Annotated in this window: 28 protein-coding genes; 12 read left to right on the top strand and 16 right to left on the bottom strand. The window is 61.1% G+C overall.

The window, feature by feature from the left end; translation table 11 throughout:
* Positions 1-15 precede the first annotated feature (15 nt).
* Positions 16-381, top strand: a complete 366-nt coding sequence (locus ACYP01_RS14300) for a cupin domain-containing protein (RefSeq protein WP_003939951.1) — start codon at positions 16-18, stop codon at positions 379-381.
* A gap of 21 nt (positions 382-402) precedes the next feature.
* Here the strand turns inward: ACYP01_RS14300 and ACYP01_RS14295 are convergent, their stop codons facing one another.
* Both ACYP01_RS14295 and ACYP01_RS14290 read right to left on the bottom strand, forming a co-directional pair.
* Positions 403-1,032, bottom strand: a complete 630-nt coding sequence (locus ACYP01_RS14295) for a response regulator (protein ID WP_058038293.1) — start codon at positions 1,030-1,032, stop codon at positions 403-405.
* Positions 1,029-2,198 carry a sensor histidine kinase gene (locus tag ACYP01_RS14290; RefSeq protein WP_322002951.1) on the bottom strand — a complete coding sequence of 390 codons (1,170 nt, stop codon included), beginning with the start codon at positions 2,196-2,198 and terminating at the stop codon, positions 1,029-1,031. Before ACYP01_RS14290 ends, ACYP01_RS14295 begins: the two co-directional genes overlap by 4 nt.
* A 184-nt stretch (positions 2,199-2,382) precedes the next feature.
* On the opposite strand from ACYP01_RS14290, the gene ACYP01_RS14285 reads away from it, so the two are divergent.
* Positions 2,383-2,973, top strand: a complete 591-nt coding sequence (locus tag ACYP01_RS14285; protein ID WP_003940245.1) for a GlcG/HbpS family heme-binding protein — start codon at positions 2,383-2,385, stop codon at positions 2,971-2,973.
* 276 nt (positions 2,974-3,249) lie between these two features.
* Entirely contained in the window at positions 3,250-4,170 is a 921-nt protein-coding gene (locus tag ACYP01_RS14280) for an alpha/beta hydrolase (RefSeq protein ID WP_233272397.1), read from the top strand.
* Between the two features lie 57 nt (positions 4,171-4,227).
* Here ACYP01_RS14280 and ACYP01_RS14275 read toward each other — a convergent pair whose 3' ends face one another.
* The 3 genes from ACYP01_RS14275 to ACYP01_RS14265 all read right to left on the bottom strand — a co-directional run bounded on the left by ACYP01_RS14275 (position 4,228) and on the right by ACYP01_RS14265 (position 8,637).
* Positions 4,228-5,343, bottom strand: a complete 1,116-nt coding sequence (locus tag ACYP01_RS14275; protein WP_021331791.1) for an NDMA-dependent alcohol dehydrogenase — start codon at positions 5,341-5,343, stop codon at positions 4,228-4,230.
* 79 nt (positions 5,344-5,422) lie between these two features.
* Positions 5,423-7,150, bottom strand: coding sequence for a PucR family transcriptional regulator (locus ACYP01_RS14270; RefSeq protein WP_459680679.1), 1,728 nt, complete (start codon positions 7,148-7,150; stop codon positions 5,423-5,425).
* A 77-nt stretch (positions 7,151-7,227) separates the two neighbouring features.
* The gene (locus ACYP01_RS14265; protein ID WP_459680677.1) at positions 7,228-8,637 is read right to left on the bottom strand and encodes an ABC1 kinase family protein; all 1,410 of its coding nucleotides are present in this window, start codon (positions 8,635-8,637) and stop codon (positions 7,228-7,230) included.
* 132 nt (positions 8,638-8,769) lie between these two features.
* Between ACYP01_RS14265 and ACYP01_RS14260 the strand changes: the two genes are divergently transcribed.
* Genes ACYP01_RS14260 through ACYP01_RS14240 form a run of 5 tightly spaced genes read left to right on the top strand, consistent with a single transcriptional unit; the run spans position 8,770 to position 12,652 of the window.
* Positions 8,770-9,189 (top strand): MerR family transcriptional regulator, encoded by a 420-nt coding sequence (locus ACYP01_RS14260; RefSeq protein WP_075834569.1) that lies wholly within the window; start codon positions 8,770-8,772, stop codon positions 9,187-9,189.
* 46 nt (positions 9,190-9,235) lie between these two features.
* On the top strand, positions 9,236-10,612 hold the full coding sequence (locus tag ACYP01_RS14255) for an MFS transporter (protein ID WP_459680674.1): 1,377 nt from the start codon (positions 9,236-9,238) through the stop codon (positions 10,610-10,612).
* Positions 10,609-11,628 (top strand): ABC transporter substrate-binding protein, encoded by a 1,020-nt coding sequence (locus ACYP01_RS14250; RefSeq protein ID WP_459680672.1) that lies wholly within the window; start codon positions 10,609-10,611, stop codon positions 11,626-11,628. Before ACYP01_RS14255 ends, ACYP01_RS14250 begins: the two co-directional genes overlap by 4 nt.
* A gap of 21 nt (positions 11,629-11,649) precedes the next feature.
* Positions 11,650-12,369: a 2OG-Fe(II) oxygenase gene (locus tag ACYP01_RS14245; RefSeq protein ID WP_030536474.1), complete on the top strand. Its 720-nt coding sequence runs from the start codon at positions 11,650-11,652 to the stop codon at positions 12,367-12,369.
* Entirely contained in the window at positions 12,359-12,652 is a 294-nt protein-coding gene (locus ACYP01_RS14240) for an Ada metal-binding domain-containing protein (protein ID WP_030536475.1), read from the top strand. The genes ACYP01_RS14245 and ACYP01_RS14240 overlap by 11 nt, the downstream gene beginning before the upstream one ends.
* Here ACYP01_RS14240 and ACYP01_RS14235 read toward each other — a convergent pair.
* Genes ACYP01_RS14235 through ACYP01_RS14225 form a run of 3 tightly spaced genes read right to left on the bottom strand, consistent with a single transcriptional unit; the run spans position 12,615 to position 13,913 of the window.
* Positions 12,615-13,043, bottom strand: a complete 429-nt coding sequence (locus ACYP01_RS14235) for a VOC family protein (RefSeq protein ID WP_007729747.1) — start codon at positions 13,041-13,043, stop codon at positions 12,615-12,617. The genes ACYP01_RS14240 and ACYP01_RS14235 overlap by 38 nt on opposite strands.
* Positions 13,044-13,083: 40 nt before the next feature.
* A complete protein-coding gene (locus ACYP01_RS14230) occupies positions 13,084-13,566 on the bottom strand; it encodes an SRPBCC family protein (RefSeq protein WP_003940319.1) in 483 nt (160 codons plus the stop codon).
* Between the two features lie 2 nt (positions 13,567-13,568).
* On the bottom strand, positions 13,569-13,913 hold the full coding sequence (locus ACYP01_RS14225; RefSeq protein WP_003939956.1) for an ArsR/SmtB family transcription factor: 345 nt from the start codon (positions 13,911-13,913) through the stop codon (positions 13,569-13,571).
* A 94-nt stretch (positions 13,914-14,007) separates the two neighbouring features.
* Here ACYP01_RS14225 and ACYP01_RS14220 point away from each other — a divergent pair, with 94 nt between their 5' ends.
* Positions 14,008-14,664 (top strand): alpha-ketoglutarate-dependent dioxygenase AlkB family protein, encoded by a 657-nt coding sequence (locus ACYP01_RS14220; RefSeq protein WP_030536476.1) that lies wholly within the window; start codon positions 14,008-14,010, stop codon positions 14,662-14,664.
* A 5-nt stretch (positions 14,665-14,669) separates the two neighbouring features.
* Here the strand turns inward: ACYP01_RS14220 and ACYP01_RS14215 are convergent, their stop codons facing one another.
* From ACYP01_RS14215 to ACYP01_RS14195, 5 genes are all read right to left on the bottom strand, one after another.
* Complete coding sequence (locus tag ACYP01_RS14215) at positions 14,670-14,816, bottom strand: hypothetical protein (protein ID WP_167398223.1); 147 nt, start codon at positions 14,814-14,816, stop codon at positions 14,670-14,672.
* Positions 14,817-14,999: 183 nt separating this feature from the next.
* Positions 15,000-16,235, bottom strand: coding sequence for a CynX/NimT family MFS transporter (locus tag ACYP01_RS14210; RefSeq protein WP_030536477.1), 1,236 nt, complete (start codon positions 16,233-16,235; stop codon positions 15,000-15,002).
* A 49-nt stretch (positions 16,236-16,284) separates the two neighbouring features.
* Positions 16,285-16,998, bottom strand: a complete 714-nt coding sequence (locus ACYP01_RS14205) for a FadR/GntR family transcriptional regulator (protein ID WP_003940486.1) — start codon at positions 16,996-16,998, stop codon at positions 16,285-16,287.
* 219 nt (positions 16,999-17,217) lie between these two features.
* The gene (locus ACYP01_RS14200; RefSeq protein ID WP_459680666.1) at positions 17,218-18,336 is read right to left on the bottom strand and encodes a hypothetical protein; all 1,119 of its coding nucleotides are present in this window, start codon (positions 18,334-18,336) and stop codon (positions 17,218-17,220) included.
* A 360-nt stretch (positions 18,337-18,696) separates the two neighbouring features.
* Positions 18,697-19,539, bottom strand: coding sequence for an NAD-dependent epimerase/dehydratase family protein (locus ACYP01_RS14195; protein WP_459680663.1), 843 nt, complete (start codon positions 19,537-19,539; stop codon positions 18,697-18,699).
* Positions 19,540-19,625: 86 nt separating this feature from the next.
* On the opposite strand from ACYP01_RS14195, the gene ACYP01_RS14190 reads away from it, so the two are divergent.
* On the top strand, positions 19,626-20,270 hold the full coding sequence (locus ACYP01_RS14190; protein WP_003940238.1) for a ScbR family autoregulator-binding transcription factor: 645 nt from the start codon (positions 19,626-19,628) through the stop codon (positions 20,268-20,270).
* 38 nt (positions 20,271-20,308) lie between these two features.
* On the opposite strand, the gene ACYP01_RS14185 is transcribed toward ACYP01_RS14190, so the two are convergent.
* Entirely contained in the window at positions 20,309-21,196 is an 888-nt protein-coding gene (locus ACYP01_RS14185; RefSeq protein ID WP_459680660.1) for a ScbA/BarX family gamma-butyrolactone biosynthesis protein, read from the bottom strand.
* Positions 21,197-21,364: 168 nt separating this feature from the next.
* On the bottom strand, positions 21,365-22,024 hold the full coding sequence (locus tag ACYP01_RS14180; RefSeq protein ID WP_003939969.1) for a LuxR C-terminal-related transcriptional regulator: 660 nt from the start codon (positions 22,022-22,024) through the stop codon (positions 21,365-21,367).
* Positions 22,025-22,541: 517 nt separating this feature from the next.
* On the opposite strand from ACYP01_RS14180, the gene ACYP01_RS14175 reads away from it, so the two are divergent.
* Positions 22,542-24,041: a flavin-containing monooxygenase gene (locus ACYP01_RS14175; protein WP_003940522.1), complete on the top strand. Its 1,500-nt coding sequence runs from the start codon at positions 22,542-22,544 to the stop codon at positions 24,039-24,041.
* A gap of 102 nt (positions 24,042-24,143) precedes the next feature.
* Here the strand turns inward: ACYP01_RS14175 and ACYP01_RS14170 are convergent, their stop codons facing one another.
* Positions 24,144-24,602 (bottom strand): hypothetical protein, encoded by a 459-nt coding sequence (locus ACYP01_RS14170; RefSeq protein ID WP_054825996.1) that lies wholly within the window; start codon positions 24,600-24,602, stop codon positions 24,144-24,146.
* A gap of 77 nt (positions 24,603-24,679) precedes the next feature.
* Between ACYP01_RS14170 and lexA the strand changes: the two genes are divergently transcribed.
* Positions 24,680-25,369 carry a transcriptional repressor LexA gene (gene lexA, locus ACYP01_RS14165; protein ID WP_269611392.1) on the top strand — a complete coding sequence of 230 codons (690 nt, stop codon included), beginning with the start codon at positions 24,680-24,682 and terminating at the stop codon, positions 25,367-25,369.
* The last annotated feature ends 10 nt before the right edge of the window (positions 25,370-25,379 follow it).

The following is a 25,379-nucleotide window of genomic DNA, read 5'->3' as shown; positions in this document are numbered from 1 at the left end:
TCGAAAGGTACTCCTATGCACACCATCTCGGCTCACGATCTTCCCATCGTGTTGCAGGACGGCGAGTTCGAATTGCGGATGCGAGAAGAAGGCGACATGATCGTCAACTTCGTCAAAATTCCTGCTGGTGCAGACTTCGCCGAACCGTTCGCACAATTGGAAGGCGGGCGCTGTCAATGTCCGCACTACGGATACGTCTTGAAAGGAAGGATCTACACAGATTCCGAAGCAGGTCGGCAAACCTACGATGCCGGCGACGTGTTCTACTGGGCACCCGGTCACGTTCCCGGAGCGATCGACGACTCGGAGTATGTCGACTTTGCTCCCAAGGCTGAATTCCTCGAACTGATCGACGGAGTGCGTAAGGCGATGGGCGGCTGAGCTGTTCGGCCGCCACCGAGGTCAGCGTATTCCGTCGCGACGTAGTGCGACGGACACTGCGGCAGAGCGGGTATCGACACCGAGTTTGGCGTAGATGTGCCCGAGGTGTGTTTTCACCGTCGCTTCGCTGATGAAGAGTGCTTTACCCAGCTCGCGGTTGGTCATCCCCTCGGCGAGCAGGCTGAGCAGTTCGGACTCACGGGCGGTGAGCGCTTCCTGCGGGCGCTGCATCTGCTGGACGAGACGAGAGGCCACGGCGGGGGATAGGACGCTGCGCCCGGCGACCGCGCCCCGCACCGCGCCGAAGATCTCGTCAGGAGTCGAGTCCTTGAGTAGGTAACCGATGGCACCGGCGTCCACGGCCCGCACGACGTCGGCGTCGGTGTCATACGTCGTGAAAACCAGTACGGGAACATCGACACCGTCGCTTCGCAGGCGTTTGATCGCTTCTGCACCGTGCATGCCGGTGCCCATGTCCAGATCCATCATCACCAGATCCGGTGAGGCCGACGGTATCGCCGTGGCCGCCTCCTCGCCGGACGATGCTTCGCCTACTACTTCGACGTCCGGCTGAGTGTTCAGCAGCGCTCTCAGCCCGGCTCGCACGACCAGATGATCGTCGACGAGGAACACGCGAATGGTGGTGGTCACCGGATCCTCCGTTCGAGAGGGAACTGGGCCGCGACGACGGTGCCGTCTCCCGGTGCACTTTCCACGGTGAACGATCCGCCGAGCTGTGCGACGCGGCTTCGCATCGCACGCAGGCCGTATCCACCGTACCGAGAATGGTCGGCGAGCTGTCCCGGATCGAAGCCGACGCCGTCGTCGAAGATGTCTACGGAGACGGAGTGGTCGAGATACGTGATCGTCACGCCCGCCGTTTCGGCGCGAGCGTGGCGGGCGATGTTGGAGGACGCGCTCGAGACCACTCGCACGATGGCATGAGCTACGTCCGAGGGCAAGATGACGGCTTCACCGACGGTGCGGATCCGAACGGCCGGGACGAACTGGCGGGCGGCGGCCACGACCAAGGCGTCGAAGTCGCCCGTACCGCCCTTGGTCGGCGCCAGATCGTGGACGAGGTCGCGACTCTGCATCAAGCTCGTTCGGATGTTCTCTGCTGCGGCATCGACATCGGCTCGAGACGGCGAACCCGTTGTATTCCACGTTTGTTCGGCTGCCTCGAGCCGTAGAAGGGCGCTCGCCAGTCCCTGGGTAACGGTGTCGTGGATTTCGCGCGCGAGGCGCTCTCGCTCAGCGGCAACGCCGGCAGCGCGTTCGGTATCTGCCAATGCAGATTGCGCTTCTGCTACCTGACGCAGAAGCCGAAGGCGTTCTCGGGCATCTCGTTCCATCTGCCCGTACGCGGCCGCGACCAGTGCCGCGGTGCACAGCGGCCCGAGAAGTGTCACCAATTCGGCACGACCGGTGACCCGGTAGAACGCGATACCGGCGAGGACGCCCAGGATCCCGACGAGGGGGTAGGCGATCTTGCTCGGATACAGACGAATGCAGAGGAAGAGAACGGGAAACGCACACCACGCGAAACTCGGGGCAAGCCAGACCAGCGCTGCCCATGCGCTCAGTACCGGCCACATCCACAGCCGTTGGCGAACCACATCTCGCGAGGACACCGTGGCCATGACGGCGTAGAGCAGGGCGAGGACCACGGCCAGGACGAGTACAACCCCGAACCGACCGCTGGTCCCGTGGACTGTGACGTACCGAACTCCCGATGTAGACAGCAGTACGAAGAACGACGCGTGGATCGCATACGCCAACGGGCCGCGTAGGCCGCGTTCGGCGTCGGCGTTCATGGCTCCGTTACTCATCCCTCGAATGTTACGGAGGGCACCAGGCCGTCGTATCAACCATTCGGATGATATCCGGGTAGCCGTAGGGGGCACGGTTCGTCACCCGAGCGCCCGATGTGCGCACCCGCCCCCGGACGCGACGCTGTAGTGGACGGTTTCGAACCATTCGATTGAAAGTGTGCCCGACATGAACCACCGCATTTACACACGACTTCCCCGTACGCTCGCTGTCGCCGTTCCGGTTGTCGCAATCCTTGCCAGCGCCGCATGCTCGACCACCGACACACCGGTGGCGAACGCATCGAGCACGACGTCGATTACTGCCACGCAGCAGCCTGCCGCGACCGGTGATTCGGCGATTGTCACTCAGAATCGACTCAGTGCCGACGCAGCAGTGAAGGCTGCTGGTGCGGCCCTGGCGAAATGCCGCGCCGACGGTCTCGGCTTCGTCACCGTCTCCGTCGTAGACCGCGCGGGAAATGTCATCGCCATGGTGCGCGGCGACAACGCAGCCCAGCACACGGTGGAAGCCTCACGCGAGAAGGCATACACCTCTGCAGCTTTCGGAGCCGACACCAGTGACCTCTCGCAGCGTACCAAAGGCGAAGGATCAACCATCGCCGACCTTCCCGGCACTCTCTTCCTTGCAGGTGGAGTCACATTGAAGGCTGGAGCCGGGTCGATCGCCGGTATAGGTGTCGGTGGCGCTCCAGACGGAATGCAGGACCAAGCGTGTGCTGCCGCAGGTCGTGATGCGATCGCTTCGTCACTCGGCTGAGTGAGCGCATTCAGCGTGCTTCGTGAATTGTGCTTTTCGCCACCTGGATTCGCTCGGCACGACAGTTGTCCGATTGTTGCGATGACCTCGACTTTGTAACACCGGAGCCCCCGGAAAGGGACAAACACGTCGACAGTGGAACCGACGATGCACTTACCGAAGCGAGTTTCTTGATGCGCAGTTTCGGGGAAAGACACAACCTTGCAGAGAATCAGATTCACGTTGCCCGAACGCAATACACGGCGGGTGCGGGTGCTCGTAGCGGCGTTGTTGTCGATGTTCCTGCTCGGCGGTATGTTCGGTCCGACCGCCGCGAGTGCTACTCCGGCGCGCTCGGCGCCATGGGGTGGGTACGACGAGTTGTGGGTCCCGTCTTCGATGGGAAACATCAAGGTTCAGGTGCAGTGGGCCGCGCGCGGTGGCAACGCCGCGTTGTACCTGCTCGACGGTCTTCGCGCGCAAAACGACAGAAATGCTTGGAGTTTCGAAACGAACGCACTCGATCAGTACCGCAATGACAACATCACGTTGGTGATGCCGGTCGGCGGTGAGTCGAGTTTCTACACGGATTGGTACGCGCCGTCCAATTTCAACGCTCAGCCGATAACGTACAGGTGGGAAACGTTCCTCACCCGCGAGCTTCCGGACTTCCTTGCAGGGTACGGCGTTTCACCAACCAACAATGCGATCATCGGGTTGTCGATGGGCGGCAGTGCCGCGTTGAACCTGGCGGGGCATCATCGGGATCAGTTCAAGTTCGCCGGCTCGCTGTCCGGCTACATCAATATCTCGGGTCCGGGTATGCGTGAAGCGATCCGCGTAGCCATGTTCGACGCCGGCCGGTACAACGTCGATTCGATGTGGGGCCCGCCGTGGTCATCCGGATGGCTTCGCAACGACCCGTTCGTCAACGCGGAATCGCTTCGCGGACTGTCGATGTACATTTCGTCGTCCAACGGCATCCCGGGACCGTACGATCATCCCTCTGCGCCGATCGATTACTTCCACACGGCGACGGGTATGGGGCTCGAGGCGCTCTCGTGGGTGCACGCGCGTGCATTCGAAATTCGCCTGAAATCCTTGGGAATCCCAGCGACGTACAGCTTTCCGCCCGCCGGGATTCACTCGTGGCCGTATTGGTCTGCTGAATTGTGGATGGCCAGAGGACAAATTCTCGACACCATGAACGCCTGGTGACGCAGATGTGAGGATCTCTCCGGACTGGCTTATGCGTCAAGTCCGGAGAGATCTCGCTCAGAAGGTGATGATTCCGCGGAGGTTGCGACCGGCATGCATGTCGGCGAAACCGTCGTTGATCTGGTCGAGGCTGTACCGGTTGGTGATGAGTCCGTCGAGTTCGAGCTTGCCGCTGGTATAGAGATCGATCATCCAGGGAATGTCGGCAGTGGGATTGGATGCGCCGAACAAGGATCCTTGAATTCTCTTCTGGTACAAGGTGAGTTCCATCAGGCTCACGGGAATGCCGATGTCCGTCATCTTCCCGAGACCGGTGACGACGCAGGTTCCTGCCTTGCGGATTGACGAGAATGCCTGCGCGACATGTTCTCCGGTGGTGACACCGACGGTGACGATGGCCGAATCCGCGCCCTGGCCGTTGGTGAACGAGCGCGCTATGTCGGTGGCTTCCTCCATGGTGGCCACGGCATGGGTGGCGCCCAACTTCAATGCACTGTCGCGCTTGAACGCAACCGGGTCCACCGCGATCACGTGGGCGGCGCCGGCATGCGAGGCGCCCTGCACCGCGTTGATTCCGATTCCGCCGACGCCCATGACGATGACAGTCTGCCCGGGATACACCTGAGCGGAGTTGACCGCGGCGCCCCAACCGGTTCCGACGCCGCAGCCGAGCAGACACAAAGCGTCGAGTGGCAGGTGCTTGTCGACTTTCACAGCCGAGAGAGTGCTGACCGTGGTGTATTCACTGAAGGTGGACAGGCCGCAGGTTTGTGCGACGGGCTGACCGTCGAGAGACATTCTGTAACTCGAGGTTTCGCCGGGTCTGCTGCCAGTCATGATGGCGGCGCCGTTGTCGCAGAGGTTCTGGATTCCGCTTGCACACCAACGGCAACGGCCGCAGGCGGCGAGGAACGAGAACACGACATGATCGCCCTCGGACCATCCTTCCGTGTTCGGCCCGACCTCGACGACGATTCCGGCGCCTTCGTGTCCACCGCAGATGGGGTAGCGGCCGACTCCGTGGTCGCCGCTGGCGATGTGATCGTCCGAGTGGCACAGGCCTGAGGCGACCATTTTGACAGTGAGTTCGCCGCTGCGGGGTGAATCGAGTTCGAGATCGACCACCTCGTATGTACCTGGTGCTTGGCGAATGACGGCTCCACGAGTGCGCAAGGTATCTCCTGAGGTAAGAGTTGTTCTTCGGCTTCCTCAGTTGTCTACTCGAGAGTTCAGGACGGGCTCGAGGCCTATCTCACTGATCGGATGTTTCGTATCTTTCAGACTCGTCCGGGGTGCGTCCCAAGATGGCGAGTTGTAGTTCGGTGAGCAGTCGCGTATCCGGCTCGTCCAACGAAATGCCCATGATCTGTTCAGCGCGCCGAATGCGGTAGCGCAGGGTGTTCGGATGTACTTTCAAAGACGAGGCGGCCTTCTTCACATCCCCGAAAGCTGTCAGGTAGGCCGTGAGCGTGAACTGCATGTCAGAGGTGTTCTTGTCGTCGTAGGAGACGAGTCTGTCGATACGAGGGTCCCGCAATCGCTCGTGATCAGCAACGAGGTCGAGTATCTCGCCCAGCAACACCGCGGTGCGTGACGCCGCGAGTGTGGTGACCTTCGAGGTTTCGTGATCATCGGTGGTATCGAGCACGCGGTCCACTTCTCGACGCGCCTCGGGTACGCCGTGCAATCGCGCGATCGGGACCGCGACGGCGGCGCGCACGCTGATGCCCGCACGGGCCTCGACTACTCGCACGGTGTCGTAAGCCCAGTCGCTGATCGCGACCTCGTGTTCGGCCTGAGGAAACAGCACGTAGATCCGGTTGTCGATGATCGTTGTGACCGCGTCGCTGCGGAATGCGCTGGCGCGCAGGCGCAAGGCGTTGGTGATTCGATCGAGATTCGATCCGGGCGCGAGTGATGTCGCAAATCCGATGACCGCAGACGGTCCGTCGGTGTTGATGCCGAAGGAGCCGGCCAGCGAGTGCATGTCGACTCCGCCGGAGCGAACGCCGAACAGCCTTTGCAATTGGGCATTCTCGCGGCTGGAGGCGTCCAAGGTTCGCATGAGAATGCGTGCGGCGACTGCCGCTGCACCCCGCAATACCGCTTGGGCGTCGTCGGAAAGAGGTTCAGAGGCGCGCTGCACCCAGATGCTGCCGAGATTGTGTTGGTGTGCAACAGAACCCGTCGGCGCTGACAGGTCCGGGCGGGTGATGCTCACAGCCAACCTGTGCGCGGCTCCGATGCTCGGCTCGGAGGGCAGACTGATGACCTCGTCCGATCGCCTGAGATGCTCGAACACGCCTCTGCGCTCTATCCATTCGGTGTATTCGATCGGCCACTCCCGGCCCAGTATGGAGAGCTGACGGAGTTCGTCTTCACCTTCGTGAGCAGCTGAATATGCGATGACATGGAGTGCCGTGTCGTCGATCGTCACGAGTCCGCCGGTCAATTCGGCGATCGTCTCCGAGAGCGCGAACAGATCCGAATCGCCACCGGCCACAGCTCCTGAGACGGCCCGCGAACGGTACATGCTCTGTGTCAGAAGTCGTTGTACGAGTGAATAGACGTGTCCGGAACTAGCCTGCGGATGTACCGCGGCCACTGCGATTCCGATGTTGCGTGCGGCGGTGAGAAGCGTCGTCGCCGCGCGCGCATTCTTGACGAGCAAGAGCTTCGGACGACGCCTCGCCGGCCTGCCTTCGAACTTTCGCAACCACTGCGTCAACGTCGATTCGGGAACTCCCACGGGAAGGTAAATGTCGGAGATCGCACCACGGCTGTCGGTGCCGTCGATATCGGAGGACTCGACGAGGGCGATCGAACGGATTTCGACATCGAGTCCGTCCGGGCTTTCCAGAAGCTCGATCACGGACTTGTCCGTGGAATGCATGAGGGCGCCGAGGGTGGTGCCGACACTCGGCCCGTTACTCCTCGGACCTGTCGACGCTTGCGGGAGGGCTACAGAAAGTGGCTGCACATTTGCTCCTCGGCCAGTGGGTCATTACAGGCTAACCCCGACAGGCGAAATGCAGAATAAGGAAATAGGGGACAAATTTATTCGTCAGGCATGGTGATGCCGAGTTCCTGCACCTTTTCGGCGACTGCCTCTGGAAAAACGTTCTTGAACAGATAAAGGTCTTGTCCGATCACCCAACCAGGTGCCAAAGCCGTCGCATATCGCTCGAAGTATCCGAGTTGTTTACCGAAAAGAACCAATTCCTCGGGACTCGCAACGCCCCACTGCTTGCCCAACTGAATCAGTGCCATGATCAATTCACTGAGCTTGAGTTCACCCAGGTCACGGCCGAGAATCGGGGCCAGGGCCGTTGCGACCTGCATACCGAGCTGATCGTCGTTGACCTCGTAGTCGGTTGCATATCCCAAGGATCGAATTCCGCGGGCGACACGGGCGAAATCACCGTCGATGAGGGTGGCTCGGAACATGTCGGAAAGGATGGATCTCCAGGTCTCGGGAAGGACGCCGACGATGCCGAAGTCGAGCATCGCTATCCGGCCGTCGTCGAGGACCCACAGATTCCCGGCATGTACGTCTCCGTGGAACGGACCGTGAACGATGACTGATTCGAGCCAGACCTTCACTCCGCGTCGGATCAGCATGCGGGCTTCGTCGATACCGTCCGGACCGGCGACGAACCGATCGAGCGGAACGCCTCGCATGCGTTCCATGCAGATGACTCGGGGGCCGCAGTAGTCCCAGTACACCTCTGGTGTCGTGACTCCTTTGTTGTCGCCGAACGCACTGATGTTGTTCCGGAAAGTGGTTTGCCGGTCGGCCTCGACCGCGCTGTTCAATTCCGTCATCGTGGCGTTGTGCAGATCGCGAATGATGGCGGTGGCATTGGCAATTCGAAGGAACTCGACAAATTTCTCGAGGATGTTCGCGCCCCAGTACGCCGCCCGCAGGTCGATCAGCATCCGCGCATAGATGTCCGGACGCTGGATCTTGATGACCGCCTCTCGGCCGTCGTGCAGAACGCACGCGTGTACCTGCGCTACCGATGCGGCCGCGAGAGGTACGTCGTCGAATTTCGCGAACAGGTCGTCCACGGAGTAACCGAGGTCCTTCTGCACGACGCTTCTGGCCTGCTCGGCCGGGAAAGACGGAACATCGTCGAGGCAGCGTAGGCATGCATTGGCGACGGGTGCCGGGAACAGGCCGGACGACGACGCGACCAGTTGGCCGAGCTTGACGAAGGTGGGCCCCAGCGCGATGAAGCCGTCGACCATCCCGTCGGAAGCAGCGTCTGCCCAGGTGCGTCCACGCTTGCGGAAAGGCCACACGATCAGTGCCAGCATGATCGACGTGGACAACACGACTGCGATGATCGCGGAACGCCACAACTGGGCGAGGCCGAAGCGTTCGAGGTCCGGCATGCGGACTTCGAGGGCAGTGGCGGGCACTCCTGACGAGTACGGCCCGACAGGTCGCGTTGGATCCAGCACAGCTCTCCCTCGTTCAACGAGCGCATCCAGCATTTTGCCGTGAGATCACTTGCGCGACCCCTTCCGTTAGTCAGTATGCCAAGTCACACATAACTGCCGGAACCGCCTACGCGTTCAGCCTACGATCGGTGAATGCGTGAGCACTTGATCCCGATCGGCGAGGTTGCAAAATCGTTCGGAATCGCGGCGTCGACCTTGCGGTATTACGAGGACGAAGGACTGCTGTCCGCGCGGTCGCGAACTGGCGGCAAACGCTGGTACGGGCAGCGTGAGCTGCGACGGCTGGCATTGATCCGGATGTACACCGAGACAGGAATGTCCTTGGAGCAGGTGCGGTCCTTCATCGAAACCGACACCACGTCCGAGCAGTTCTCCACGGTTCTCGCAGATCAAGTGTCGACGCTCGAGGCACAGATATCCGCAGCCAACCGAGCGAAACTGATACTCGAGCATCACCTGACGTGTCGGCAAGAGCGTCCGATGCAGTGCCCGTGGTTGCTCGAGCAGCTCGACATTCGTGTCGAAGCGGCGCTTGACTTCAAGTTGACTTGAACCTTCATAGTTAGGGCGCACTTACCGCCCTATCCGGAGGTTGACCATGTCGGCACGACGATGGCTGCCGCTCATCGCCGCATGCATCGGAACTTTCCTGTTACTGACGTACGCCACGATCACAACGATCGCGGTGCCGGCCATCGCAGTCGGTTTGGACGGCAGTACGGGCGCGATGTCATGGGTCGTCGACGCCTACACGCTGGCTCTTGCCGCGCTTCTTGTGGGCATGGGCGCACTCGGCGATGCGTGGGGACGCAAACGCCTCTACATCTGCGGACTGGTCGTGTTCCTGGTTGCAACGGCCGTGTGCGCGATTGCTCCGGACGTCACGGTTCTGGTCGTTGCTCGCGGCGTGCAAGGAATTGCCGGTGCGGCGATGTTCGCGACACTCCTGCCTCTGCTCGGCGACGCATATTCGGGCCGCGATCGGCACGTGGCTTTTGCTGCGTGGGGTGCCCTCGCTGGATTGGCGGCGGGAATCGGCAATGTTGCAGGAGGGCTGCTGACGCAGTTCTTCGACTGGCGTGCGGTCTTCTATTCCGGAATCCCCGTGGCCGCAGTGGCGCTCGCAATGGCTGTGTTCTGTTTCGCCGACAGTGAGCGCGGCGACGACAACGTCGACTGGGCCGGAATCGTTTTGTTCACCCTCGCTGCCGTTGCCGCGGTTCTCGGCGTGACGTGGGGCGGCGACATCGGGTGGGCTTCGTCGTCGACAGCTCTTGCCTTCCTGATCGCAACCGGTGCGTTGACGGCGTTTGTGTTCTGGCAGCGTCGAGGCAGCAGTCCGATGCTCGATCCGGCATTGTTCCGATCCCTGAAATTCGACGGCGTCCTCGTCGCTGCTTTCGGGTACTACCTCGCGGCCTACGGCCCGCTCGTAGTCCTTTCACTGTGGCTGCAGAAAGGGCTGGAACTGTCGGCATCGGCGGCCGCACTTGTGCTCTCGATTCAACCGCTCGCTTTTGTCTTCGTATCGGCCTTGTGTGGATCACGGCTTCAGCGCGTCGACCTTCGACTGTCGCTCGGATTCGGGACGATCCTTTGCGGAATCGGTTGCGTGGCCATGCTGTACGTTCTCGCCGAGCCGGTCTGGCCCGCACTGATCGCCGGGCTGATTCTGACCGGTGTCGGTTCGGCGATGGTGTCGCCGGTGCTGCCGGGTGCCGCGATGTCGGACGCCCCGGCAGAGCGCGCCGGGACGGCTTCGGCAACAGCCAACTCGTCGCGTCAACTCGGGCTTGCCGTCGGAATTGCGTTGTGCGGCTCGCTCTTCGTCGGTCCGGACGAGTTCGCCTTGCTGTGGCCGTTGGTCTTCTGTGCCGGCGTCGGAATGCTCACGGGTTTGGTGTCGATCCTTCTCTTTTCTCGTTCGTCAACTCCTGCAACAGTTCAACCAATCGCCGAAAGGGCACACACATGACCACGCTGTTCACTCCACGACCGCACCGGCGTATCGAGATGGACTGGAATCGCCGCAGGTTCCTCGGCGCTGCAGCAGGATTGGCTGCTGCGCTGGCAGCGGCCGGTTGCTCGCGTTCGGACGCAGACGCCGGGGGCGAAGGCGATGCAGGCTGGTCCTTCACCGATGATCGCGGCAATCTGATCGAATTGGATTCACCACCAAGGAGATTTGTCACCTACACCGGTATCGCGGGTGCTCTGTGGGATTACGGACTGGTGCCTGTCGGAGTTTTCGGGGCACTGACACGATCGCCGGGATCAAGGGACACCAGCATCTCCGGCAATTTGGATTTCTCGAAAACCGACATGGTCGGGCAGCTCTGGGGACAAGTGGAACTCGAGAAGATCGCTGCGCTGGAGCCGGACGTCGTCATAGTCCCTCAGCTGCGTGGTTCGGCACTACTCGACGAGGCGAACTTGGATGCGGTGAAAGGCTTGTCGACAGTACTGTTCGTGGAAACGGCAGCAGGAACCATCGACCGAGCCGTGCAAGAGATCGTGGAACTGGCCGTGGAACTCGGGGCGGACCAGGATGTGGAGGCTCAGCGAAAAGACTACGACGCTGCGCGTGCACGGATCTCCGAAGTTGCTTCTTCGCTGAATAATTCACAGGTTTTGTTCGCGTCCGCAGATCCGGACACGATTCGTGTCAGTCGTTCGGGCTTCCCGATCCTTGCAGATCTGGCGGGATTGGGCCTTGCCGTCGTCGATCCGGCCGAGGGATCGTCGGTCTACGTCGAGAAACTGGCTTGGGAGATGGCGGACCACTATCCGGCCGACATGATCTTCCTCGACGATCGCCCGTCCAGTTTGCAACTGGATACGCTCGGCGCCAATCCTGCGTGGTCCAACTTGTCCGCGGTGAAGGAGGGGAAGATCGGCACCTGGAATCCGGAACCCGTGCTCAGTTATGCCGGGATCGCCCGTACGTACAACGATCTGGCTGACCAGCTGCTGGCATTCTCACATTCCTGACCGCCGCGTCGTCTACGACGTATGGACCTCTTCACCGATCTGTCTGCTCGAGTTGATTCCCTCGATTGGCCTGCGCTGATCGAGGGAATCGACTCCAGTGGGTGTGCCCAGACGACGCCGATACTCGACGAGTCGGAATGTCGCGAAATTGCTTCCTGGTACTCGGAGGTCGACCGGTTCCGGAGCACCGTCGACATGGCTCGATACCGTTTCGGCCAAGGGGAGTACCGGTACTTCGGTGATCCCGTACCGGAGCCGATCACAGCTATGCGATCCGCCTTCTACCGACACCTCCTGCCCGTGGCGCGGGAGTGGGCGTTCAAGCTGGGTGAGGGTGCACCGTGGCCGGATTCTTTCGAAGAATGGATCGATCAGTGTCACGACGCCGGTCAGAATCGCCCTACCCCGATCCTTCTGTCCTACGGACCTGGTGACTGGAATGCATTGCATCGGGACTTGTACGGAGAGTTGGTGTTTCCCTTGCAAGTCGTGATCGGGCTCGACAGACCTCGCATCGACCACGTCGGCGGCGAGTTCTTGCTCGTGGAACAGCGGCCGCGCGCCCAGTCGAAAGGGACGGTGACAGTTCTCGAGCAAGGTCACGCTTTGATCTTCACCACGCGGGATCGACCGGTGCAGAGTTCTCGTGGGTGGTCGAGAGCCCCTGTGCGACATGGTGTCAGCGTGGTGCACTCGGGTACGCGTCGAACATTGGGATTGGTGCTTCACGATGCCGAGTAAGACGTACATTCTCCGCGACGCTCGCAACAAACCCTACGAGAGTTCGACGCCCGGTGTGCTTGGCGGGCACCGGAAAACGAAGATCTACGGGCGACTCGACTGTCGAGGGGCTGCGCAGGCAATCGCGCGTGGCGGGTATGTCGCCAGTCGGGTGTTCTTCGCGGACGAGCCGACCGCGATTGCGGCCGGCTATCGCCCCTGTGCCGTCTGCATGCCCGAAGGTTACGCAGCCTGGAAGGTAGTTGCTACGCGCCGAAGCGGTCGCGGTACTCCTTCGGAATGAGCGGCTTGTCGCCGCGGACCTTCAGCTGCTGGACAGCCCAGGTATTGCCGTCCGGGTCGGCGAATCCGAAGAAGGTGCCCCCGTCACGCTCGTCGAAGACGGTGACTTCACTGGCATCGACGCCGCGGCCGATGAGCTCTTGGCGAGCCGCTGCAGCGTCGGCCACGACCAACTGCAATCCCTTCAACGAACCAGGGGTCATCTCGGTCTGCGACGGCAGGTTCCCGATGACGATCGAGCAGCCCGAACCACGCGGAGTGAGCTGGGCGACCGTCATGTGTTCGTTGACGGTGTGGTGGTCGAGATCGAAACCGACCTTGTCACGGTAGAACTCGATGGAGCGGTCGAGGTCACTGACGGGAACGATGACTACTTCGAGGGTCCAGTCCATGAAACTGCCTTTCGCTGAGGAGGTTCGGGCAAACAGGTGGTCAGAGTTGCGCGACGATCTTGTCCAGGCGTTCGTAACCTTCGGTGACGCCGAGCTCCATATTGCTCTCGATCATTCCGTCTCGCGCTTCGAGGCTCGGATATACGGAATGGCCGGAGAGGCGGGTGCGTCCGTTGCCCAGATCCTCGAACGTGATCGATTCGATGCTGACGACGTCGGGAAATCCCTCGTATTCGAAGGTCTGGATGGCAAAGTCGTTCTCGCGAACGACGTGAAATACACCGTTGAACCGGAACTCTTCGCCCTCGGGGTTGCGATGGACGTACTTGTATCGACCGCCGCTCACGAACTCGTATTCGTCGATCTCCATCTCGTATCCGTTGGGGCCGAGCCACTGCTTGACCAGATCGGGATTCGAATGAGCTGCGAAGACGGCACTGACGGGTGCGTCGAATTCGCGGGTGATGTCGATGTACGGCACGCCCTCAGGAGCCGTGATGGTGACGGGATTGGTGGTAGCCATGGCTAAGTCTCCTTCTGTGTGGTGCTGAGTAGGTGATCGAGCTTGCGGAACTGTTGTTCGTGGATCAGTCGATAGCGGTCGATCCAGGCGGTCAAAGCCTCGAGAGTTGCGGCGTTGAGATGTACCGGCCGCCTCTGGGCTTCGCGGCTGCGAGTGACCAAACCCGCGGCTTCGAGTACCTGAATATGTTTGGAGATGGCCTGTTTCGTGATCTCGAACGGCTCGGCCAACTCGTTGACCGTTTGGGGGCCGGTGCTCAGGCGGGCGATGATCCGCCGTCGTACCGGGTCGGCAAGCGCCATGAACGCTTTGTCGAGACGCTCGTCTGCCCCTGGATCCACGATCACTTGTCAACCATCTCCTTTATCAACCAACCTGTTGATTACGATACGAGCCCATGCCGAGGGTGTCAATGCTTCGAAACCGATTAGCGTGGAAACCATGAACGCTCTGATTCCTCGGCCACGATTGGAAGTGGCGCCGGGGGCGATCCTCGTTCCGGATTGGCTCAGCGTCGAACAGCAACGCTTCTTGGTGGCCGAGTGCCGACGGTGGGCGACCGCACCCGTACCGATGCGCTCCGCTGTTGTCCCTGGTGGGCACAAGATGTCGGTGCAAACAGTCTGTCTCGGGTGGCATTGGCAGCCGTACAAGTACACGCGCATCGCCGACGACGTGAACGGTGCGCCTGTCGCAGCGGTGCCTGACTGGCTCGTCGATCTCGGCCGGGCCGCAGTTGCCGCTGCCTATGATGATCCGACTGCGGGGGAGCGGTACACGCCGGACACCGCGCTGATCAATTTCTACGACGAGGGCGCTCGGATGGGAATGCACCAGGACAAGGACGAGCGCTGCGACGCTCCCGTCGTCTCACTGAGTGTCGGGCAGAGTTGTGTCTTTCGATTCGGGAATTCCGAGAACCGGAACAAGCCGTACACCGATGTCGAACTCCATTCGGGTGATCTCTTCGTCTTCGGTGGAGAGTCTCGGTTCGCATATCACGGAGTGCCGAAAGTTATTGCGGGAAGTGCAAGTCCCGACATAGGTCTGCCGTCCGGACGGTTGAACATCACGCTGCGCGATACCGGAATGTCGTGACTGTCTCACCCCTGCTGTGCCGCTGGTGCAGCAGGGTCGAAGTCTGCGCTCGAAGGTCCGTCCCCGACCATCTCGATCAACTCGGTCGACGGTGGAGTTGGCAGCGTGCGCCAGCGCTCTCGTTCGAGGTTGTGGGGTTGTGTCTCGTTCATGCCCTCATTATCGACTTCCGGCTCCGATCCACCAGTCGGGGATGGGCCGGGTGCAATTCGGTAGGCCGTTGAGCGCCCCGCTCTCTCGTCGACATCCTCGGACCTCAGCACGTCGACGACAGTTCGGGTCGCGGCACGGGTCTGGGGAGGTTGGTGGGTGGATTCGAGGCGACCGTGGTTCGCTTATCCCAGTGTCTTGTTGCGGCCGGCGAGGGAGCCGAAGACGAGTTGCACGGCCAGCAGCACCAGCAACGCGATCAGCGGAGTCGTCCAGGAATCGACGGCGTCGTGCAGTGCACCGAAAACGAGGGGACCGGTGGCGGCCAGAAGGTATCCGACGGACTGTGCCATACCCGAGAGTGCCGCTGCTTGACCGTGATTGACAGTGCGTATTGCGAAGAAGGACAAGGCAATGACAATCGATCCGCCGATGCCGATGCCGAGGAATGCATTCCACAGCAGGGCCCAGGAGGGGAGGAGGAGTTGGCCGAGAACTGCCACTGCGGCGACCGACACCAGCCCGAGGACGGCTCCTCTCTGATCCTTGGGCAGTTTGTGCAGGAGCACTGCTGTGAGGAGGCTGCCGACGATCGAGAATATTTGCATGATGCCTTGATGCAGTCCGGCTGTAGCCGCGGTAGTGCCGTGTGATTCTTCAATGGTGGGCCACCATGTCAGAACGGTGTAGAAGAAGAGAGATTGGACGCCCATGAATATTGTGATCTGCCACCCGAGTGCTGAGCGCCAGGGGGAGCGATGGCCGCCTGGATGGGGATCCAAAGCCGCAGCGTGATCGTGTTTCGGAAGCGTGCGTCGGCGAAGTTGGGGAAGGAACACCCCAAATCCTATGAGAGCCATAGCAGCCCAGATTCCGAATGCGATCCGCCAACCGTGATCGGTGAGACCGGCGATCGGCACGGCAAGTCCGGATGCGGTTGCGGCGACGGCTGCAGAGACCGCCGAGAAGATGCCGGTCAAACGGCCGGCTTCGGTCGGGAAGTCTCGTTTGAGGAGCGCCGGCAGTAGAACGTTCATTGTTGCGATGGTCATGCCGAGCGATACGGTACCGATCCACAGCGCAGGCATCCACGGAACAGAGCGGATCACGATCGCTAAGGCGAGCATGCCGAGTGCTGCTGCGAGTGTCCGTTCCATTCCCCACCGAGCTGCGATGACCGGGGCAACGGGGGAGAACACTGCGAAGCACAGCAGTGGAAGGCTGATCAGCGCTGATGCTGTTGTCGACGAGATATCGAGATCGGTGCGTACCTCACCGAGTAGCGGGCCGACGACTGTGATTGAGGCTCGAAGATTGGCTGCGATGAGAAGAATGCCAGCGATAACGAGTCCTCGGCGCATTATCGGTATCGCGCTCGGGGCAGACGCCACGTTTTCGGTGTCGGAGATGACGTTAGCCATAGGTGTGCCCTTCTGAGATTGTCTGTGCGCTGAACCTCTTGTGTGTCAGCTACTTCGGCATGTTTTGCAGAAAGAGGGATCGGCTGTGGTCCATCAGTCGGACCACTGCGGCGGCTGCGCCGTCCGGATCGCGGTCACGGATGGCCGCAAGCAGCTGCCGGTGTGGGTCGTCGTCGGTCCAAGGTCCGATGAACAGCTGTCGAGTCTCCTTGTCGGACTTACCTTGTGGGATGCTCATGGTGTCAGAGCGATCGAGACTGCGGTAGATGTCCGTGATCAGTTGGTTCCCGCTCGCTGCGAACATCTCCAGGTGGAAGTCGAGGTCGTACTCGACGGATTTGGCGACGTCGGGCTCAGCGTCTCGGCCATCCAAAGCCCGAGTCATTCGGTCGATGTCTTCGGGCAGGGCTCGTTCGGCAGCGAGTCGGGCGGCGTAGAGCTCCAAAGCTTCACGGGCTTCGAAGATTTCGAGCACGTTCTCCGCCGCTGCACGTCGTTGGAGCGCAATCTCGAGTTCTGAGCTCGCGCAGACGTAGGTTCCGTCTCCCGGGCGTGCTTCGAGGAGGCCGGCATGGACGAGGCCGCGAATGGCCTCCCGGACTGTATTGCGGCTCGCGCCGGTCATTTCGACAAGTTGATGCTCGCCGGGGATCTTCTCCCCTAATTCCCAGTTGCCAGAAGTGATCTGGGACCGCAGTTGTTCCGCGATCTGCACTGAAAGTGGGATGTTGCGTGCGGTGGGTGCGATACGGGAATCCGGCATGAGTCAAATGTAGGACATTTGGCGATTTGTGGATAGGTTTACCTTTGTGATCTAGGGCACTCGGGTTCGGATCGGCATGGGCGGGGTACCGCCCTTCCGCATATCTGCGTGCACGTGAGTGCTCCTGCCGACCGCGCACGGGGCAGTTGACTCGACTCGGAGGGCAACTGCGATCGATTCCTCACGGAACCTCATGCCTAGTAGACCCTCACGTGCGGGTCATTGCTGCGATTCCAGCGTCCATGCGGGCTGGTCGGTCACTTCCGGGCCGTCGTGCAGCCCCCAAGCACACGGCTCGGAAATATAGGTGGCAGCATCGGTGAACCAGTATGTTTCGTCGGGTGCCCAGCCCGCGATGACGCTCGCCGTCTCGGTATCGACCTCGATCGCGGTTCCTGCTGCCGCGAGGTATCCCGTCACGGTAAGGTGCACTCCCTCAAATCTTTCCGCGACCTGCACCCAGTCGGGGATGACCCACCTGCCTGATCGGCCGGTAGTCCGGTACCAAACCTGCCGCGTTTCTGCGGTGACCTCGAGCGGGAACCGTCTGCACAGCTCCGACCAGGCTTGCGCGCTGTCGATCTCGTAGATGCGTGCGCCAGTCGGTGGCCGCAATGCTCGGACGACGACCCGTTCCCATCCCATGCTGTCTTCGACGAACCACAAGCCCGCCGGAGTCCCGTCGAACAGCGCCCTCGTCGAACCCTGAGTGGGTGGATTCGACCACCAATAACCTGACCAGTTCGCCGCGGGGTCCACCGGGCGGTCACGTTCAGCTCTCGCTTCCGATTCCAGGGTGCTCGTGCGCCACTCGCTGAGGAGTTGTTGCGCAGCAGGCACTTCGTCTGTGTCCGGAGATTCCTCACCTCTGCTCATGATCGACCATTGGTCGGGCGCGGCAAGCGGGCTGCTCCACCATTGCGCCTGTTCGGATCCGGCAATGTGCTCCGCGACGCGTCGAAGCTCATCTCGCATAACTTCGGTGGCGACGAGGACGTCTTCTCCGTCGGGATCCTGCCAGTAACGCGCCGCATCGACCGCTTCTGCGAGGGCGGAGCGTAGATCGACGGCGGTGACCTCGGGGAGCGATATTTCCGTGAGGCTGCGCGCCACGTCCTCCGCGGTGACTATGGTCTGCCGGGCCTCTTCGGCGCCCGGGCCGAACAACACTCGGGAGGTTCCTTGTCCGACGTCGAGATGATACGCCGCCCGGTGAGCGTTGATGCGGAACATGTCGTCGCCTGGCTCGGGACGCAGAGCGCGTTCGGCGTCGATCGCATACGCGAGCAGCATCCGGCGCCCGCGCGGGCCCGACAGCAAATTATCCGCAGTGAGCATCTGTTCTCCCGTTTTCTGGTTCAGATGACGGTAGCCGAGGTCGTTGAGACGGAGAACTTTCTCCTTTGATGTCGGAAATCCCGACGGTCCCGTCGCGCACGACATGATCGCCACACACTGCATTCGGCGGCGAAGGCGGACGGAAGGGAGCCCCAGGCTGCTGCCAGTCGCGTGAACGCCGCTTCTTTGGTGTGCGCGATCACTGCCGTCTTTGTACAGCCGTGGTTTTCGTCGATCAGAGCTCTCTCTGTTCGCCTGTAGTGACTGCGAAATAGGTCCTATTGATTGCTGAGGCTGAACAATAGGGTGGGCTGAAAAGGTTGGGAGACAGGTATTTTGGCGAGAGTGATCCGTGTGCCATCAGTACACTCTCGACCGGAACCAGTGATCGAGGCTGATCATGTCGATCTGGTGCATGTCGAGACTTAGCTGGGCAGCAGCTTTCACCGCGTCGGCGCGGGGGATAGAGTTCTGGGGCAGAGTCCAGTTGGTCTCTCGTGCATGTTGCTCGAGAAGGTCGATGACTGTCCGCGGGACAGGCTCGTTGACGTGAAGTGTTGAGCCGTAGCGAAATTGCTGTTCTATCGACAACTCGTAGATGGATCGGGCGAGTAGGTCTACGTCGACTACCGACAGGACAGCGCTACCGCCGTCGATGATCGAGTCGAGGCGAGAGACAATTCGCGTCAGTGTCGGAAGAAACCATCTGTCGCCGGGTCCGTACACAAGATGCGGCCGGACGACCAGGCCTCCGGCGTCGCGCACGAACTTCTCGGCGAGAGCGCGCGTGCGACTGGCAGGTGAGAAGGGGCTGAGAGGTGCGCCGTTGACCGGCAAGTCTCGAAACGGTCCCGGCCCGTACACGGCCGCGGTACTGACGTAGAGCAAGCGTTCGACGCCGACGGCGGCGGCCATCGACGCAACGTTCTGTACGCCGTGTTGGTTGACGTGAATGCACTGTTGTTCGTCGTCGCCCACGTACGACACGCAGCAGATGACGGTCGACGCCTGACTCATTGCAACTCGTAGAGAAGCACTTTCGTTGATGTCGCCGATCGCGGTGGCAATTCCGACGCGGCCGAACTGTTTGGCTGCGGTGGCCGTGCGAACGAAACCGATTGCAGCGTTTCCGTCGCGGGAAACCAGCTGTTTCATCACTGCGGAGCCGATGAAACCAGTGGCCCCGAGTACCAGAGTCGTCACGGTGTGTCCGTGTCGAGAGCGTTGCTGCGGGCTCTTTCGACGTATCGTTGAGATTCATTCCGTCGGCAACGAGAGCTGGGTAGATCATGCAGGAGCGTGCTGTCCTGACGCGCCAGGCCGTCATTTTGGGTGCTGCGAAGAGCTTCGAGAAGTTCGGGTACTCCGCCAGTTTGGGCACGATCTTGCAGCACGGGGGTGTGTCGAAGGGGGCGATGTATTTTCATTTCGCGTCCAAGGAGGAGCTTGCGCACGCGGTCATCGCAGCGCAGCACGGTATGGCGATGGAGGGTACCCGGCGGGTTGCTGCGCACTCCGACATCGCGGTCGAAACCCTGGTGCTCGTTTCGCAGGAGATGGCTCGGCAGCTTGTGACCGAGCCCATCGCGCGAGGTGGCATGCGGTTGACGATGGAGATCGGCAGTATTCAAGGCCCCATCGAACAGCCGTACCTCGATTGGATCGAGGCTATCAAGCAGGTGGCAACCCAAGCGGCCGAAGCCGGCGATATCGTCCCGGGCACCGATATCGACGCGTTGGCTCGATTTGTGGTGGGGTCGTTCACCGGAGTGCAGATTCTCTCGGAAATGCTGACGGGCAGAACCGATCTGTACGAGCGGTTGAGTCAGATGTGGAACCTGGTGCTGCCAACGATCGTCCGCGAGGACAAGTTGGCGCACGTCATGCAACTGGCGGCGCTTGCACCGAGAGAGTGGGAAGCACCGAGCGCTTGACGTGGTAGACGCGACGAGAAGAACGTGTTCGTTCCCTCTCATGATTGGTCCGCAACTGTAATTTCGAGTTCCGCGGTGGTTTCCAGTTCTTGAGTGAACCGAACTCGGTGCACATGGCCCGACGCGTCAAGGGGGATCGTTGACACCTCGCACGGCGTTTCCCATTCAGTGAACCTCGGAAAGACCGCCGAGAGCGAGGCGATCTTTGTTGCTGGGTTGCCGATGTGAAATCGGAGCGCTTGTCGGGCGGCCTCGAAAAGAATCATTCCTGGGATGTGGTCGACGGGGTGGTCGAAAAGGGAGTGGTTGCGCGGATCGGGAGCGCAGAACATCGCGTGCCGAACAGGATCAGTGCTGATGAGCACATCTCCATCGGTTAGGCGTCCGACTCGCTCCGATCCGACCACCGCGGCTCCGGAAGGAAGGATGCGCCGGCTCGGGCGGTGGTCTTCTCGTCCTTGCCGAATTCGACGGTATCCCTCGGGGCTGACTCCTCGCGCAACAGCGTTGCATCTGGCGACGTGCCGGTTGCCCTCGCTGAGGATCCCCGACACTTCGACCCCCGAAACCGCTCCGTCGCGATGAGTGAGGTTGTCCACTGTCATCGAGAAACTCAACGGCTTCGCGACTGATTGCACGTCGAGCGCGTCCAGCATCTCGAAGCTGAACGTTTCCATGAGGAACTTGTAGTGCAGTGGAATCTCGTATCGGGTGTGGCACAGAAGCACCACTGCCTGTCGAAATGCTTCTGCCACCCCGAGCGGATCGTGTTGCTCGCTCGATACGTCGAATATCCGGTGCGAGACCGGGAGTTGCACAGCAACCTGGTACGCCGAGTCCGATTCGATCCGGTAGTCCGTCAAGAAAACCTCGGCAACAGCATGTCTGTGGACAAGATGCCGCGGCACTGTGCGTGTGTATTCCATTGATTGAATGCACCTTTCGATGTTCACTCGTGTCTTCGGTGTCGTGTAGGACCTAATATTCGACGTCCGGGCGCGTCATCGAATCGTCAAAATTGACGATCTTTTCGAAGGTCCAGTTCGATCAGGGGCGGCACCCCATCTCAGCGAGTGTGTCTGGGGCACTTCCTGCTAGAAGCGTCCGATCCGAAGTTCCAGTGGGTGTCTGCGTGCGTCGTGACCAGAGCGGCGGAGCATCGCGCATGCCTCCAGCTGGGAATGCACCCCCAGTTTTTGCAGGATGCTTCGGATGTGGGCGCGAACCGTGGTCGGTGCGATGTGGGCGGTTCGAGCAATCGAGTCGACATTCGAGCCTCCGTAGAGAAGGCCCACGATCTCGAACTCGCGATCGGTGAGACTGCTGATTCGTGCGAATTCTTCGGTGCGCAACCGGATGCGTTGTACGAGCGAGGACTTGTCGTGTGCAGACCGAGCGGAGTTGGGGTTGATCGCGGCCTGCAGCTCATCGAGCAGGGATGCGAATGGCAGTTGAGAGTTGAGCACGGCGTGGGCGCCCGCTGCGAGCCCCCGAATCATGGAGTTGCCGCTACTGAGATCGCCGACCAGGACCGATCCCTCGAGCGCGGAGAGCTCCTTCACCTGCCAATCGACGCCCCCGAGTGGTAGGAGAACGAGCGCTCTACCGTGATCGCTGGTGTGATGCCTTAACAGGCTCATGTCTGCGGTTTGTGGCTCGGAATAAGCCCTGGCGCTGATTCCGGCAGCGATTGCATTGGCGAACTCTCGATCGCTATGAGTGGTGTACAGGGTGACTGTGCTGGAGAGTGTCATAGCGACTACATCTCCGGTGGAGGTCCACTCCGCCCGCTCTCTTCGCTGCGGAACCAAAACCGTTGCTTTCAGCGTGGTTTCGTCAGCAGGTTAGCTATCGCAGTGACCTTTCCGCTGATGCGCACGAAGGTTACGGCGATATCGCAGTTGCCCGTCCTCCCATGGAAACTCGCGCGTTCGACACCTGATCGTGGACCTTCGAATTATGCTAGGGCGCTGAATATTCGGGCGATGAGTATCCCGCGTAGACGAGCCATTAGGCGTTCCGTCGACGACGTGAACGACTCCCCAATGGCTCGAGGCATTCAGGCGTCTCGATCGAGTTTCCGCGAGGCCGGTGCGTCGCGCCTCAATGTTCCGTACGCGGCCGGGTCGAGATATTGACTGTTACCGTCAGTTGCACATACCCTGTTCATTGGCGCTGACCTTAGGGAACCCGGCCTGAACCGGCCGATCGTTCTCGGTCACTGCCGACGCCAGAAGTAGCTTCGCGACGACCGACGAAACGAGTTTCCTCATGACACAGCATGTCGACGTACTGATCATCGGCGCTGGCTTGTCCGGAATCGGCGCGGCTTGCCACCTCATTCGTGAGCAGACCGGAAGCACTTACGCGATCCTCGAACGCCGCGAGAACATCGGTGGCACCTGGGACCTGTTCAAGTATCCCGGCATCCGATCGGATTCCGACATGCTCACCTTCGGATTCGGTTTCCGTCCGTGGATCGGAACCAAAGTGCTCGCAGACGGCGCCAGTATCCGTGACTACGTCGAGGAAACCGCCAAGGAATACGGCGTCACCGACCACATCAACTTCGGCCGCAAGGTCGTGGCAATGGACTTCGATCGCGCGACTGCTCAGTGGTCCGTGACCGTCCTGGTCGAGGCGACGGGGGAGACCGAGACGTGGACCGCGAACGTCCTCGTCGGCGCCTGTGGTTACTACAACTACGACAAGGGATACCGCCCCGCCTTCCCCGGTGAGGACGACTTCCGCGGTCAGATCGTGCACCCGCAGCACTGGCCGGAGGATCTCGATTACACCGGAAAGAAGGTAGTGGTCATCGGTTCCGGTGCTACCGCGATCACCCTGATCCCGTCGATGGCCCCCACTGCCGGTCACGTCACCATGCTGCAGCGCTCGCCCACGTGGATCCAGGCGCTACCGTCCGAGGACCCTGTGGCCAAGGGTCTCAAGCTTGCACGCGTTCCCGACCAGATCGCTTACAAGATCGGTCGAGCCCGCAATATCGCACTGCAACGCGCCAGCTTTCAGCTCTCACGTACCAATCCGAAGCTGGCGAAGAAGCTGTTCCTCACCCAGATCCGCTTGCAACTCGGCAAGAACGTGGACCTGCGTCACTTCACCCCCAATTACAACCCGTGGGATCAGCGCCTGTGCGTGGTTCCCAACGGGGACCTGTTCAAGGTGCTCAAGAGCGGCAAGGCCGACATCGTCACCGACCGTATCGCCACGTTCACCGAGAAGGGAATCGTGACCGAGTCGGGCCGCGAAATCGAGGCCGACGTCATCGTCACGGCGACCGGCTTGAACGTACAGATCCTGGGCGGGGCGACCATGAGCATCGACGGCGAGCCCGTCAAGCTCAACGAGACGGTCGCCTACAAGAGCGTGCTCTACTCCGACATCCCGAACTTCCTGATGATCCTCGGCTACACCAACGCATCCTGGACGCTCAAGGCCGACCTGGCCGCGTCCTATCTGTGTCGCGTACTCAAGATCATGCGTAAGCGCGACTACACGACTTTCGAGGTTCACGCCGAACCTGAGGACTTCGCCGAAGAATCTCTCATGGGCGGAGCCCTGACATCGGGCTACATCCAGCGTGGCGACGGAGAGATGCCGCGTCAGGGTGCCCGCGGTGCGTGGAAAGTGGTCAACAATTACTACCGCGACCGCAAGCTGATGCACGACGCCGAGATCGAAGACGGTGTGCTGCAGTTCAGCAAGGTCGATATTGCTGTCGTGCCTGATAGCAAGGTCGCCAGCGCATAGTCGGCTCCACCGGGGGATGGACCGGTCGCACCACCCAGACGTCGGTCCGACGTCTGGGAAGGCTGAACGTGACGCTGCAAGATGTCGGTATGGCGTGACTGTTCAGGCTGATTCTGTCCGCTTGACCCGCGCGTTATGCACAACCATCGGGACAGTTATTGCCAGGACCATCGCTATCACGAACACCGATATGAAGACCCAGGGGCGCGCTGCTTCGGACGCTCGCACGGTCAACACAGCTCCACTCGTAAGCAGGGGCATCCCTGCTGCCGCGAGTAGATCGACGTGCCGCGGGGCGACAGGAGGTCCGGCGAAGTATGGAACTCGAACCCCGGAGTTCTCTCGAAGCATCCGTCGCTCCGACATCGCGTAAGTGCTCGCGCCGACTGCGAAAATGACCAGTCCCAGGACGACAAGACCAATTCCCGTTCGGGTGGTGAGTGCGGCAAACATGAACACCGATGTCACTGCCGGATAGAGCACCACCAACTTCCAGAGTGGAGTCTTGGTCCGCGTGTCGACTGCAACACTGACCGGGCGCATCGGTTCGAGAGGCTCCATCAGCTCAGCGTGCCATGCGCCGCTCGGGAAACAAACTGCCTGTGCCGTTTCTGGCGGACTCCGACTGCCTGGCCTGGATGTCGGGACCCCTCACTACGATTCTCGTCGTGACCGATTACGACGATCTCGACATGTTCGGTGGCCTCGACGCCTCCTCCCTGCCGCTCCGCCAGCAGCAGATTCTGATGACCATCCGGGATCTCGTGGCTGCCAACGGGTGCACGCCGAGCACACGGCAGATCGGAGACGCGGTTGGTCTGCGCTCGACGTCGACGGTGTCCAAGCACCTCAAGAGTCTCGAAGAGAAGGGCTTCCTCCGTAGGGGAGCGGCCATGGCTCGGCAGTTGGACGTGCGGCCGTTCCTCGTAGGCGCGAAGGAACAGTCGTCGTCGAATACGGTGACGGTTCCGGTCGTCGGTGACATCGCGGCCGGCGCGCCGATCCTCGCGGAGGAGCACGCCGACGAGGTGCTTGCGCTTCCTCGCGAGCTCGTCGGCTCTGGCACGGTGTTCGGACTTCGGGTGCGTGGTGAGTCGATGGTCGACGCAGCGATCTGTGACGGTGACGTCGTCGTGGTGCGCCGCCAGGACGAAGCTCATTCCGGTGAGATCGTCGCCGCGATGATCGACGGCGAGGCCACGGTGAAGGTGCTCCGGCGTCGCGACGGTCACGTGTACCTCGAGCCTCGCAATCCCGCGTACAGCGTCATCGACGGCGATCACGCGGTCATCCTGGGCAAAGTTGTTTCCGTGATGCGCCGTATCTGAGAGGTGTCCG

The organism is Rhodococcus sp. no. 34, from assembly GCF_054589475.1.
The sequence above is the reverse complement of the archived record's forward strand: the minus strand, read 5'-3'. Positions and strand labels throughout refer to the sequence as shown.